Source organism: Pseudomonas sp. GW823-FHT03E05, from assembly GCF_058796855.1.
This window is the reverse complement of record NZ_JBXAJB010000004.1, coordinates 408613-420352: the sequence shown is the minus strand read 5'-3', so window position 1 is coordinate 420352 and position 11740 is coordinate 408613. Positions and strand designations below refer to the sequence as shown.

Genomic DNA, 11740 nt, shown 5'->3' with positions numbered 1-11740 from the left:
GTGGACGTCCCTGGAAAGAGGGGCATCCATGGCGATGGCCGGGGCTATTTTTCGTCGAGGAAATGTTCCAGGGCTGCATTGAACAGGCCCGGGTCCTGGAGGAAGGCGAAGTGGCTGACGTTGGGCAGGATCAGCAGCCCGGCGCCGGGAATCGCCTGGGCCATGTATTCGGTGTGCTCGCGCTTGATGGCTTCATCGTGGTCGCCATCGACGATCAGTACCGGCGTCTTGATCTTCGCCAGGTCGGCGTCGCTCCAGTTCGGCTGGCTGGCCCACATGTGGCCGATCTGCTCGACAAAGGCCGGGTACTCCTTGGGCGTGGGTGACAGGCGGGTGTACTCCTGGCCGGCGCGCTCGACGTAGGCGGCGAAGGTCGGGTTGTTCTCCACGCCTTCCTTGACCCCTGAGGTCTGGGTGTTGGCGGCGTAGGCGAAGACCTTGCCGACCCGCTGCGGGTAACGCATGGCCAGGTCCAGGCCGAGGATCGCGCCGTCGCTCCAGCCGACGAAATCGGCGCGGGGGATCTTCAGCTGGTCCAGCAGGGCGATCACGTCGTCGGCCATCAGGTCGTAGCCGTAGGGCCGGGCGTCCCGGGTGCTGCGCCCGTGGCCGCGGCTGTCGACGCTGATCACCGTGTGCCTGGCCGCCAGGGCCTTGGCCTGCAGCCCCCAATAGTCGGCATTACCCAGGCCGCCATGCAGCAGCACCACCGGTGAGCCGTGGCCGAGCTTGCTGTAATACAGGCGGATGCCGTTGACTTCGGCATAACCGGCTTGCGCCCCGGCCACCGGGGCTGGTGTGGGCGGCAGGCTCTGCCAGCTTTCGCCGGCAAAGGCGCTGTTGAAGGACATCAGTAAAGCGATCACTGCAAACAGACGACGAGGCATGGGCTTCTCCGTGCATGGGCCCTCTGGTCGGACCGACCTTGGGCAGGTGGTTACCGCGATTGAGTCGATCGAGGGGCCGGTTAGACGTCGATGATCACCAGGGTGCCGTGGCTGCCGGGCAGCACGCTATGGGCCTGGCCGGCCTCCACCAGGTACATCTGGCCCGTCGCCACTTCCACCACGGCCTGGCCAATGCCCAGGTGCAGGCAGCCCTGGGTCACCAGCAGGCCTTCGTTGAAGTCGTGGGTTTCTTCCGGGTAGGGCTGGCCGTCCATGCGCAGCACCTTGATGCGGGCCGGGCCGACCTGGCCCACCAGCGTGGATTGCCAGGGCGCTGGCAGTTGGCGGGACAGTTGTTCGAATGACAGCAAGGGCATGGCGGGTCTCCGAAAGGTCAGTGGGGTTCGGGTCTGCTTTCGGTGGTCCGGTCAAGCAAGGTCTGGGTCGGGTTTTCTAGAACTCGTTCATCAACAGCACGCGGCATTCGCGGCGCTGAAAAGCATTGATCTGCGGCACCAGGCGGGTGAAGTGCTCGGTCTGGCAGTGGGTGTCGAGGGCCGCTTGGTCCGGCCACTGTTCGACGAAGATGAAGTGCCCGGGGTCTTTCTGATCGACGAACAGATCGTAGGCGATGCACAGCGGTTCCTGGCGGGTTTTTTCCACCAGTTCGGCGTACCACGGGCGCACGGTGTCCAGGTGTTCGGGCTGGATGAAATCTTCAGCGATGACCTTGAGCATTGCAATCTTCCTTGGGTGACGCCCCGCGCTCCCCGGCAACCGGGGAGCACTGGGCAATGGGGCTTAAGCGGCGGCTTCGGTGTTGGGTTCGAAGCTGTCGGCCCGGGCCAGTTGCCACATGCGCGAGTAGAACTCGCCGTTGACCTCGCCGGTGAGCAGCTCGCCGGGCTTGAGGAACACGTGCAACTGGGAGAACAGCTTGATCTCGGTGGCCGACATGCGTCGCACCAGGTGCTTGGCTTCCAGTTGCGAAGGGTGTTGCAGGCCGGCGGCAGCGAGCATTTCCGCCAGGGCCTTGAGGGTGTTGCGGTGGAAGCTGAATACCCGCTGGGCCTTGTCCGGCACCACCAGGGCGCGCTGGCGCAGGTTGTCCTGGGTGGCGACACCGGTGGGGCACTTGTTGGTATGGCAGCTCTGGGACTGGATGCAGCCGATGGCGAACATGAAGCCCCGGGCCGAGTTGGCCCAGTCGGCACCGATGGCCAGCACGCTGGCGATGTCGAAGGCGCTGACGATCTTGCCACTGGCGCCGAGCTTGATCTTGTCCCGCAGGTTCAGGCCCACCAGGGTGTTGTGGACGAACAGCAGGCCCTCGCGCATCGGTGCGCCGATGTGGTCGGTGAACTCCACGGGGGCCGCGCCGGTGCCGCCTTCCTTGCCGTCCACCACAATGAAGTCCGGCAGGATGCCGGTTTCCAGCATGGCCTTGGCGATGCCCATGAACTCCCAGGGGTGGCCCAGGCAGAACTTGAAGCCCACCGGCTTGCCGCCGGACAGCTCACGCAGTTGCTGGATGAAATGCATCATCTCGATCGGGGTGGAAAAGGCGCTGTGGCTCGACGGTGAAATGCAGTCCTCACCCATGCGGACGCCCCGGGTGTCGGCGATTTCCTGGGTCACCTTGTGCTTGGGCAGGATGCCGCCGTGGCCAGGCTTGGCGCCCTGGCTCATCTTGATCTCGATCATCCGCACCTGGGGGTTCTGCGCCTGCACGGCGAAGCGCTCCGGGTCGAAACGGCCGTCGCTGGTGCGGCAGCCGAAGTAGCCGCTGCCCAGTTCCCAGGTCAGGTCGCCGCCGTGTTCGCGGTGGTAGGGGCTGATGCTGCCTTCACCGGTGTCGTGGGCGAAGTTGCCGAGCTTGGCACCCTGGTTCAGTGCGCGGATGGCGTTGGCGCTGAGGGAGCCGAAGCTCATGGCCGAGATGTTGAACACCGAGGCCGAGTAGGGCTGGGTGCATTGCGGGCCGCCGACGGTCACGCGAAAGCTGTTGGGATCACTCAGGGGCGCCGGGCGCATGGAGTGGCCGATGAATTCGAAGCCCGACTGGTAGACATCGATCAGGGTGCCGAAGGGTTTGTCGGCGCTTTCGTTCTTGGCCCGGGAGTACACCAGGGAGCGTTGGGCGCGGGAAAAGGGCAGGGCGTCGCTGTCGGATTCCAGCAGGTACTGGCGGATCTCCGGGCGGATGCCTTCCACCAGGTAGCGGATATTGCCCAGGATCGGGTAATTGCGCCGCACCGCGTGCGGGCTTTGCAGCAGGTCGAAGATCCCCAGCAGGCTCAGCAGGCCGGTGACCAGGGCGAATGGCCAGAGCCAGTCGTGTTCGAGAAAGGGCAGGCTGGCGAGGGTGAAAATCACACAGGCGGCAAAGAAGGCGTAGCGGCTCAGAAGGGACAGGCTCATACGGTTTCCTTGGTTCGGACTCATTAAGGTCGTTTATCAGTACTCATTCTTATGGGTGCACAAGATCTTATTGTTGTGTGGGGCTGCCGGGGCGGCCCTGAAGGGGTATCAGGCGCTTTGCGCCTGGAGAAAAATCGAAAACAGCTCGGACTGGGATTTGATGCCCAGCTTGCTGTAGATGTGCTTTTTATGAACTTTCACGGTTTCGGCGGAGATTTCCAGCTTACGAGCGATCTCCTTGTTGGAGCAACCGCTGAGCATCAGGCGCCCCACATCCAGCTCCCGGGCGGTGAGTTGTGCGCCCCGCAGTTGTTGCATGGAGTGGTCCAGCTGGCTGCGCCAATCGGGCATTGGATGCAATTGCGCTGGGTTGTCTTGCTCAATGCTTTCGTGGGACAGGCGCTGGCGCAGCAAGGCCACCACCCAGGGCTCGATCAGTGACAGCAGGGCGATCTGGGGTGGGGCGAAGCGTTGTCGCGAACCCAGGGACAGGCACAGGGTGCGGCCGTCCGCCAGCTGGCAATTGAACTGGATCTCATCGGCCACCACATTCAGACGAAAGTAGCGTTGGTAGTACTCGGTCAGCTGGAAGTGTTCCGGGGCCACTTCCGCCAGGCGCAGCAGGCCGCTGCGCGATTGTTCGCGGCTGGCAACGTAGAAGGGGTCGAGCAGGTACAGGCCGTTGAGGTAGTCCTGGAACAACTGGTCGGGGCTGCCGTCCTCCCCCGGGCATTCGGCGAACACCAGGGGTTTGCGCTCACTGCAAAACAGCAGCGCCACCCAGCTGTCGAAACTCACGTACTGCTCCAGCAGGCGCACCAGCTGGGGCCAGAAACTGGCCTGGTCCAGGGCTTCGATCATCTGCCCCACCGAGCGGTGCCAGGCGATGTCATCCAGCGACAATGTCATGCATCTACCCCTATCGGGTTACCCCGGCTGCGTGATTTGCGGGCCGGTTGCTGCTGCGCATACTGCGGCACAGCCAAAGAACAAGGAATACCCATGAAGGTTGAACTGGCCCAGTTGGCGGGCCGTGATAACGCCACAGCTTACAACCTGGAACGGGCCCTGGCGGCCATTGCCGCCTGCGCCGCCGATACCCGGTTGATCGTGTTTCCAGAAACCCACCTGATGGGTTTCCCCAGCGCCGAGACCGTGGCCGCCGTGGCCGAGCCGCTGGATGGCCCCACCGTGCAGGCCGTGATCCAGGCCGCCCGGGCGCGCAATATCGCGGTGGTGATCGGCATGGCCGAAAACGACGACGGCCGATTCTATAACACCACTTTGCTGATTACCCCCGAGGGCATCGCCCTGCGTTATCGCAAGACCCACCTGTGGGCGTCCGACCGCGGTGTGTTCACCCCCGGTGACCGCTACGCCACCTGCCTGTGGAACGGTGTGCGGGTCGGCCTGCTGATCTGCTACGACATCGAGTTCCCCGAAAGCGCCCGGGCCCTGGCGCAACTGGGCGCCGAACTGCTGATCGTGACCAACGGCAACATGGACCCCTACGGGCCCACCCACCGTACCGCGATCATGGCCCGGGCCCAGGAAAACCAGGCGTTCGCGCTAATGGTCAACCGAGTGGAAGAAGGCGATGGCGGCCTGCTGTTCGCCGGCGGCAGTGCCCTGGTGGACCCCCTGGGCAGCCTGCTGTTCGAAGCCGGGCGCGAGGAAGGTCAGTTCAAGGTCGAGCTGGATCTCAAGCAACTGCAGGTGGCGCGCCAGGACTACCGCTACCTCGAAGACCAGCGCCTGAAGCTTGCGGGCGAAGTGCTCGAACACGGCGATGGCGTGCGTGAACTGCTGATTCCGATCCGCTGAAAGGGCCGTCCGCGGTCGGCCAATCCCATAAGAAAGACCCCCTGCTGCACTCATTTCAGTCCTGCCATAAATCTAATAATTGCGGAGTACTCGCTCATGGCTCGCTTGCAACGCACCCTTTCATTGGGCGCGGTGGTGCTGTTCGGTATCGCTTACATGACGCCGATCATTGTCCTCGGCACCTTTGGCATCCTCGCCCAATCCACCGCTGGCATGGTGCCGGCAGCCTATCTGGCGGCGCTGGTGGCGATGTTCTTCACCGCCATGAGCTACGGGCGCATGGCCGCGGCGTTTCCCGTGGCCGGCTCGGCCTACAGCTATGTGCGCAAGGCCATCAGCCCCAAGCTGGGTTTCATCGCCGGCTGGGCGGTGCTGCTGGATTACCTGTTCCTGCCCATGGCCATCTGGCTGATCGGCGCCGCTTACCTGCATTCGGCGTTTCCCGGTGTACCGCAGTGGGTCTGGGTGCTGGCTTTCATCGGGGTGACCAGCGCGATCAATATCGTTGGCCTGAAACTGGCCAACGGCATCAACGGCCTGCTGATGCTGGTGCAATTCCTGGTGCTGATCGCCTTTGTCGGCCTGTGCATCCACTACCTAGGTGGCGAGGCCGGGCGGCCGCTGTTCACCCTGGCACCGTTCTTCAACGGGCAGATGCACCTGCCGCTGATCATGAGCGGGGCGGCAATCGCCTGTTATTCGTTCCTGGGCTTTGACGCGGTCAGCACCCTGACCGAGGAAACCCGCGACCCACGGCGGACCATTCCCCGGGCGATCATGCTGATTACCCTGGTGGGCGGGCTGATCTTTGTCGCGGTGTCCTACTTCGTCCAGGTTGCCCATCCGTCCTTCGAGTTCGCCGATGTGGATTCGGCGGCCTACGAGATTGCGCGCAATATCGGCGGCGACCTGTTCGTCTCGATCTTCCTGATCGGGCTGATTGTCGGTCAGTTCGCCTCGGGGCTTTCGGCCCAGGCCAGCGGCTCGCGACTGCTGTTCGCCATGGGCCGCGACGGGGTCTTGCCCAAGCGCTTTTTCGGCAGCCTGCACGGGCGTTTCGGTACCCCGGTCAACAGCATCCTGCTGTGCGCCGTGGTGGCGTTGCTGGCATTGAAGCTGGATGTCACCACCTCGACGTCCTTCATCAACTTCGGCGCCTTCCTGGCCTTCAGCCTGGTCAACCTGTCGGTGATCTTTCATTACTGGGTGGGGGCCCGGCAGCGTGGCCTGCGGGAGTTTATCCTGTTCCTGATCTTCCCCCTCATCGGTCTGGCGGCCGATCTGTGGCTGATGTCCAGCCTCGATCACCTGGCGATCTACCTGGGGGCGAGCTGGCTGGTTATTGGCCTGGTGTACCTGGGTTTCCTCACTCGCGGTTTCTCCCGCCAGCCTCCGGAAATGGATTTTCAGGAAGCGGCATAGAACTGTCGGCAGTTTCCTTATTGCAATCGGTTCTCGTTTGGGTGATTTGGATATGTTATTGTATAACGCATCCAGCTCACCCAGATGCCCAGGAGGCCTCATGAAACCCGGTATCCATCCTGACTACCGCACCGTGCTTTTCCACGATACCGCTGCCGACGTGTACTTCCTCATCGGCTCCACCGTCGATACCGATCGCAGCCACACCTACAGCGACGGCAAGACTTACCCCTATGTGGCGCTGGACGTTTCCAGCGCCTCGCACCCGGTGTACACCGGCCAGCAGCGCAAGACCCAGTCCGAAGGCCGCATCGCCGGCTTCAACAAGCGTTTCGCTTCCTTCGGTTCCGGCGCCAAAGCCGCCCAGTGACGGCATGCACGGCGAGTGTTGCCACTGCGCAACACTCGCTGAAGGCGGTTGGCGGCCCAGCCGCAGCGGACCGATGGTATTAAAAAGCCACTATCTCGATTGGAAATTCTTCTAGTCTTCAATCAGGCAACAGGGATTACCGTTGCCAGCTCTAACAATGAAGGACACGTGCATCGACGTTGACCCGAGGTGTCTCATGGGTGAGCTAAACGTTGCCACTGTCACACGCCGACCCGAGATTCTGCTGGTCGATAGCCAGGAAGTGATCCTGCAACGCCTGCAGCAGTTGCTCAGCCCGCTTCCCTACACGCTGCATTTCGCCCGCGATGCCACCCAGGCCCTGCAGCTCCTGGCCAGCCGGGAGGTGGACCTGGTGATCAGCGCCGCCCATCTGCCGCAGATGGATGGCCCGACCCTGCTGGCGCGTATCCATCAGCAGTACCCGAGCACCACCCGCATCCTGCTGACCGGCGACCCGGACCTGAAATTGATTGCCAAGGCCATCAACGAAGGGGAGATCTACCGTTACCTGAGCAAGCCCTGGGATGACCAGGAATTGCTGCTGGCCCTGCGCCAGGCCCTTGAGCATCAGCACTCCGAGCGCGAGCGCCTGCGCCTGCAGGATCTGGCCCAGCAGCAGAATGCCGAGCTCAAGGCGCTCAACACGCTGCTGGAAAAACGCGTGGCGGCACGCACCTCGGAGCTGCAGCAGACCGCCGACATGCTCGACCTGGCCTATGAGGAGCTCAAGCACAGCTACGCCACTGGCGCCGAGCTGTTTTCCCTGCTGGTCAACCAGCGCTTGCCCGCGGACAAGCAGACCAACCGGCGGATCATCGAGCTGGTGCGGGCCTACTGCAAAGTCCAGGGCATCGACCCTGGCGCCCAGCGTGACCTGGCCATGGCCGCGGCGTTGCACAACATCGGCAAGCTGAGCTGGAGCGACAGCATGATGACCAGCCCGGCGGATTTGCTGCATCACCATCAGCGCGAGCGTTATCGGGCCTATCCGGCGCAGAGCGAATCGTTGCTGATGACCCTGGAACCGGTGCAGGACGCCGCGCGGCTGATCCGCCATCACCAGGAACACTGGGACGGCAGCGGTTTTCCCGACCACCTCAAGGGCGACGCGATTCCCCTGGGCTCGCGGCTGCTCAAGCTGGCGGTGGACTTCATCGAGTTGCAGTGCGGGCTGATCCTGGAACGGCACATGAACAGCGACGAGGCCCTGGTGTTCATCCGCAAGTACGCCGGCCGCTTGTACGACCCGGACCTGGTGGAAGGTTTCATCCAGGTGTGTGCGGTCTACCTCAGCGACGTGACCCTGGGCGACCCTTCGGTGAAGGTTCTGAGTACCCGGGAGCTGGCGGCGGGGATGATCCTGGCGCGCAACCTGAATGCCGATAACGGCATGCTGCTGCTCAACGCCGGCAAGGTGCTCAACCTGCCGCTGGTGGACAAGCTGATCGCTTTTGAAACCATGGAGGGCGCCCGCTACAGCGTGTTCGTCAAGTTGCCCCAGGAACAGCAGGCAAGGGCCTGAAGCCGGGTGGCGGTCACATCGAAAAATGCCGGCGGCGGATGACGAGCCGCCGCCGCGCATGTGATCCTTGCGCCCTCATTCTCAAGGCTCCCGGATTCCCATGTCGCTGTCGTCCGTTGCTGCACCCTCCATCATTCGTATCGCCGCTGCCCTGCTGATCGGTGCCGACGGCCAGACCCTCCTGGTGCGCAAGCGCGGCACCCAGGCCTTCATGCAGCCCGGTGGCAAGATCGAAGCCGGTGAACAACCGGTGCACGCCCTGGCCCGTGAGCTGGAAGAAGAACTGGGATTGCGCATCGACCCGGCCCAGGCCCGTTACCTGCAACAGTTCTCGGCACCGGCGGCCAACGAGCCGGGGCATGTGGTGGAAGCCGAGGTGTTCCTGGTCCATATCCATGGCCCGGTGACCCCGGCGGCAGAGATCGAGGAAGTACGCTGGATCGACCCGGCCGGCGATGGAGATTTGTTCCTTGCGCCGTTGACACGCGATCTGATCTTGCCGTTTTATCGCAAGGCCTGAGCGGGCCACGCCTGACCCCCTCCCATTGCCAAGGATTGCCATGATTCCACTCCACGACTACCTGATCTTCGCCGCTGCTTCCCTGCTGATGGTGCTTACCCCGGGGCCGAACATGATCTACCTGATTTCCCGTTCGATCTGCCAGGGGCGCAAGGCTGGGGTGACGTCGTTATTGGGGGTGGTGGCGGGGTTCTTTGTCCACCTGTTCGCCGCCGCGCTGGGCCTGACCGCGGTGTTCATGGCGGTGCCCATGGCCTATGAGGTGCTCAAGTGGGCCGGCGCCCTGTACCTGCTGTGGCTGGCCTGGCAGGCGCTCAAGCCTGGCGCGCGCTCGCCCTTCGAAGCCCAGCAGCTGCCGGCGGATTCGCCGCGCAAGCTGGTGACCATGGGCTTTCTGACCAGCGCCCTGAACCCCAAGATCGCGGTGTTCTACCTGTCGATCTTTCCGCAGTTCATCCACCCCGAGCACGGTTCGGTGTTCTCCCAGAGCATCATCCTGGGCCTGACCCAGATCAGCGTGAGTTTCTCGGTGAACCTGCTGATCGCCCTGTTTGCCGCCGGTATCGCCTCCTGGTTTGCCAGCAACCCCACCTGGCTCTCGGTGCAGCGTTATTTCATGGGCTTTGTGCTGGCGGGGCTGGCCGTGCGCCTGATGTTCGAACAGCGTCGCGTCAACTGATCGAGGAGCGCCAGCATGAGTGATTTTCCAAGCCCGCAAGCGGTGGTCGAAGCACAACTGCAGGCCTACAACCGCAAGGATCTGGAGGCCTGGCTGGCGACTTATGCCTTAGATGCCCGGCAATACGAACATCCGGCCACCTTGCTGGCCAGGGGGCACGAGGAAATACGAGCTCGGGCCGTGGTGCGTTTCCAGGAACCCAACCTGCATGCCCGGCTGATCCAGCGTACGGTCATGGGCAACGTGGTGGTCGATCACGAACTGATCAGCCGCACCTTCGCCGACGGCAGCGGCACCCTGGAAACCGTGGCCATTTATGAAGTGCAGGGCGGCAAGATAAAATGCGCTTCATTCATTACCGGACACAAGACCCTCGACTGAGCATGCAGATCCAGCGCCTGACCCCTGACGATGTGGAGCAATACCGGGCCTTGATGCTCGAGGCCTATGAGCGCCATCCCCAAGCCTTCACCTCCAGCGTCAAAGAGCGGGAAAAACTGCCTCTGGCCTGGTGGGCCGCACGCTTGGACGGCGAGCTCGACCTGTTGCTGGGGGCGTTTTCCGAAGGGCGGTTGCTGGGGATCGTCGGCCTGGCCTTCGAGCTGCGGGAGAAGGCCCGGCACAAGGCGACCCTGTTCGGCCTCTATGTCACTGGCACGCAGCGCAACAGCGGGCTGGGCTACCGCCTGGTCCAGGGGCTGCTGGCCGAAGCGGCTGAATACGAAGGGCTGCGCCTGATCCAGTTGACCGTGACGGCCGGCAATGAAGCGGCGCTGGCCCTGTACCAGCGCTGCGGTTTCGTCCAGTTCGGCCTGGAACCCCAGGCAGTGCGGGTGGGCGAGGACTATTTCGACAAGATCCACATGTGGCGCCAATTGCCGGCCGAAGGCTGACCCCCGGTTCGCTGGCAAGCCGGCTCCTGGGCAAGCCTGCTTGGGGTCAGCGTACGGCGCTGACGCCGTCCAGGGTCGAGAACGAGGTGTCCTTGGCCGTGAGCAAAAAGTCGCGCATGTAGGGCGCATCCAGCATGTCGGCGCGAATCGCCGCGTACAGGGTGGCGAACAGGCCCTTTTCCCCGAGCCGCTTGGCCTTCACATAACCCCGTGAGCTGTACTCGTGCAGGGCCCAGTGGGGCATCCCGCACACGCCCCGGCCGCTGGCCACCAGTTGCATCATCATCACCGTCAGCTCCGAAGTCCGTACCTGGGCCGGTTCGATGTCCGCCGGTTCCAGGAAGCGGGTGAAGATGTCCAGGCGGTCGCGTTCCACCGGGTAGGTGATCAGGGTTTCGCTCAGCAGGTCTTCCGGGACTACGTATGGCTTGCTTGCCAGCGGGTGCTGGTTGGCGACCGCGAGCATGGCTTCGTAGGTGAACAGCGGCACGTAGGTGATACCCGCCAGCTCCAGCGGGTCGGAGGTCACCACCAGGTCCAGGTCGCCCCGGGCCAGGGCTGGCAACGGAGCGAACGAGAAGCCGGAGGCCAGGTCCAGCTCCACTTCCGGCCAGGCGTCGCGGAACTGATCGATGGTCGGCATCAGCCACTGGAAGCAGCTGTGGCATTCGATGGCCATGTGCAGGCGCCCGGCAGTGCCGCCGGCCAGCCGCGAAATGTCGCGTTCGGCGCCGCGCAGCAGGGGCAGGGTCGCATCCGCCAGTTGCAGCAGGCGCAGGCCGGCGCTGGTGAAACGCACCGGCTTGGTCTTGCGCACGAACAGCGGCATGCCCAGGCGCTCTTCCAGCTCCTTGAACTGATGGGACAAGGCGGACTGGGTCAGGTGCAGGCGTTCAGCGGCTTCCACCAGGCTGTCGGCTTCGCGCAAGGCGTGCAGGGTCTTCAGGTGACGGATTTCGAGCACCAGGATCTCCATGAGTAAATTTTGTGGTTAAAGCGAAAAGGTTGAGTTTGTCTCATGTTGACGGGCCTGTCGACCATCCCGCGTTCATCGATTCGCGGGCATCTTTGCCGATAGGGGCGACAGCGCCTGTGTGTTGTGCACCGGGTGCCGGGGGCAAGCGCCGACCCTTGCCGAGGAAAAAGTACCGCTGGGGCAATCTTCATCAAATTGTCACGCA

General features: G+C 63.4%; 14 protein-coding genes. 8 read left to right on the top strand and 6 right to left on the bottom strand.

Translation table 11 applies throughout. The annotated features are described in order from the left end of the window. Window positions 1-44: 44 nt before the first annotated feature. The 5 genes from AC1RCO_RS18820 to AC1RCO_RS18800 form a co-directional block, all read right to left on the bottom strand. Complete coding sequence (locus tag AC1RCO_RS18820) at window positions 45-887, bottom strand: alpha/beta fold hydrolase (RefSeq protein WP_492617942.1); 843 nt, start codon at window positions 885-887, stop codon at window positions 45-47. Window positions 888-967: 80 nt separating this feature from the next. Then, window positions 968-1264: a cupin domain-containing protein gene (locus tag AC1RCO_RS18815; protein WP_011063156.1), complete on the bottom strand. Its 297-nt coding sequence runs from the start codon at window positions 1262-1264 to the stop codon at window positions 968-970. A 76-nt stretch (window positions 1265-1340) separates the two neighbouring features. After that, window positions 1341-1625, bottom strand: a complete 285-nt coding sequence (locus AC1RCO_RS18810) for a putative quinol monooxygenase (RefSeq protein ID WP_019093120.1) — start codon at window positions 1623-1625, stop codon at window positions 1341-1343. Window positions 1626-1688: 63 nt separating this feature from the next. Next, the gene (locus tag AC1RCO_RS18805; RefSeq protein WP_492617941.1) at window positions 1689-3308 is read right to left on the bottom strand and encodes an FMN-binding glutamate synthase family protein; all 1620 of its coding nucleotides are present in this window, start codon (window positions 3306-3308) and stop codon (window positions 1689-1691) included. A gap of 108 nt (window positions 3309-3416) precedes the next feature. Further along, window positions 3417-4217, bottom strand: coding sequence for a helix-turn-helix transcriptional regulator (locus AC1RCO_RS18800; RefSeq protein ID WP_019093121.1), 801 nt, complete (start codon window positions 4215-4217; stop codon window positions 3417-3419). 93 nt (window positions 4218-4310) lie between these two features. Here AC1RCO_RS18800 and AC1RCO_RS18795 point away from each other — a divergent pair, with 93 nt between their 5' ends. From AC1RCO_RS18795 to AC1RCO_RS18760, 8 genes are all read left to right on the top strand, one after another. Continuing rightward, entirely contained in the window at window positions 4311-5132 is an 822-nt protein-coding gene (locus AC1RCO_RS18795; protein ID WP_015636841.1) for a carbon-nitrogen hydrolase family protein, read from the top strand. A gap of 96 nt (window positions 5133-5228) precedes the next feature. Beyond that, on the top strand, window positions 5229-6554 hold the full coding sequence (locus tag AC1RCO_RS18790; RefSeq protein WP_492617940.1) for an APC family permease: 1326 nt from the start codon (window positions 5229-5231) through the stop codon (window positions 6552-6554). Between the two features lie 100 nt (window positions 6555-6654). Next, window positions 6655-6924 (top strand): type B 50S ribosomal protein L31, encoded by a 270-nt coding sequence (locus tag AC1RCO_RS18785; protein ID WP_011063150.1) that lies wholly within the window; start codon window positions 6655-6657, stop codon window positions 6922-6924. A 196-nt stretch (window positions 6925-7120) separates the two neighbouring features. Continuing rightward, the gene (gene nosR / locus AC1RCO_RS18780) at window positions 7121-8467 is read left to right on the top strand and encodes a response regulator c-di-GMP phosphodiesterase, NosR family (protein ID WP_015636838.1); all 1347 of its coding nucleotides are present in this window, start codon (window positions 7121-7123) and stop codon (window positions 8465-8467) included. A gap of 100 nt (window positions 8468-8567) precedes the next feature. Next, on the top strand, window positions 8568-8987 hold the full coding sequence (locus AC1RCO_RS18775; protein ID WP_492617939.1) for an NUDIX hydrolase: 420 nt from the start codon (window positions 8568-8570) through the stop codon (window positions 8985-8987). Between the two features lie 40 nt (window positions 8988-9027). After that, entirely contained in the window at window positions 9028-9666 is a 639-nt protein-coding gene (locus tag AC1RCO_RS18770) for a LysE family translocator (protein ID WP_011063147.1), read from the top strand. Between the two features lie 15 nt (window positions 9667-9681). Further along, window positions 9682-10047 (top strand): nuclear transport factor 2 family protein, encoded by a 366-nt coding sequence (locus AC1RCO_RS18765; RefSeq protein WP_072450848.1) that lies wholly within the window; start codon window positions 9682-9684, stop codon window positions 10045-10047. A gap of 2 nt (window positions 10048-10049) precedes the next feature. Continuing rightward, window positions 10050-10559: a GNAT family N-acetyltransferase gene (locus tag AC1RCO_RS18760; RefSeq protein WP_053153541.1), complete on the top strand. Its 510-nt coding sequence runs from the start codon at window positions 10050-10052 to the stop codon at window positions 10557-10559. Window positions 10560-10605: 46 nt separating this feature from the next. Here AC1RCO_RS18760 and metR read toward each other — a convergent pair whose 3' ends face one another. After that, window positions 10606-11523, bottom strand: coding sequence for a transcriptional regulator MetR (gene metR / locus AC1RCO_RS18755; protein WP_011063144.1), 918 nt, complete (start codon window positions 11521-11523; stop codon window positions 10606-10608). Window positions 11524-11740: the final 217 nt, after the last annotated feature.

Bases quoted from the DNA above. Each gene is read 5' to 3' on its own strand.
- AC1RCO_RS18820 (WP_492617942.1), bottom strand. From the start codon at position 887: ATGCCTCGTCGTCTGTTTGCAGTGATCGCTTTACTGATGTCCTTCAAC.
- AC1RCO_RS18815 (WP_011063156.1), bottom strand. From the start codon at position 1,264: ATGCCCTTGCTGTCATTCGAACAACTGTCCCGCCAACTGCCAGCGCCC.
- AC1RCO_RS18810 (WP_019093120.1), bottom strand. From the start codon at position 1,625: ATGCTCAAGGTCATCGCTGAAGATTTCATCCAGCCCGAACACCTGGAC.
- AC1RCO_RS18805 (WP_492617941.1), bottom strand. From the start codon at position 3,308: ATGAGCCTGTCCCTTCTGAGCCGCTACGCCTTCTTTGCCGCCTGTGTG.
- AC1RCO_RS18800 (WP_019093121.1), bottom strand. From the start codon at position 4,217: ATGACATTGTCGCTGGATGACATCGCCTGGCACCGCTCGGTGGGGCAG.
- AC1RCO_RS18795 (WP_015636841.1), top strand. From the start codon at position 4,311: ATGAAGGTTGAACTGGCCCAGTTGGCGGGCCGTGATAACGCCACAGCT.
- AC1RCO_RS18790 (WP_492617940.1), top strand. From the start codon at position 5,229: ATGGCTCGCTTGCAACGCACCCTTTCATTGGGCGCGGTGGTGCTGTTC.
- AC1RCO_RS18785 (WP_011063150.1), top strand. From the start codon at position 6,655: ATGAAACCCGGTATCCATCCTGACTACCGCACCGTGCTTTTCCACGAT.
- nosR (WP_015636838.1), top strand. From the start codon at position 7,121: ATGGGTGAGCTAAACGTTGCCACTGTCACACGCCGACCCGAGATTCTG.
- AC1RCO_RS18775 (WP_492617939.1), top strand. From the start codon at position 8,568: ATGTCGCTGTCGTCCGTTGCTGCACCCTCCATCATTCGTATCGCCGCT.
- AC1RCO_RS18770 (WP_011063147.1), top strand. From the start codon at position 9,028: ATGATTCCACTCCACGACTACCTGATCTTCGCCGCTGCTTCCCTGCTG.
- AC1RCO_RS18765 (WP_072450848.1), top strand. From the start codon at position 9,682: ATGAGTGATTTTCCAAGCCCGCAAGCGGTGGTCGAAGCACAACTGCAG.
- AC1RCO_RS18760 (WP_053153541.1), top strand. From the start codon at position 10,050: ATGCAGATCCAGCGCCTGACCCCTGACGATGTGGAGCAATACCGGGCC.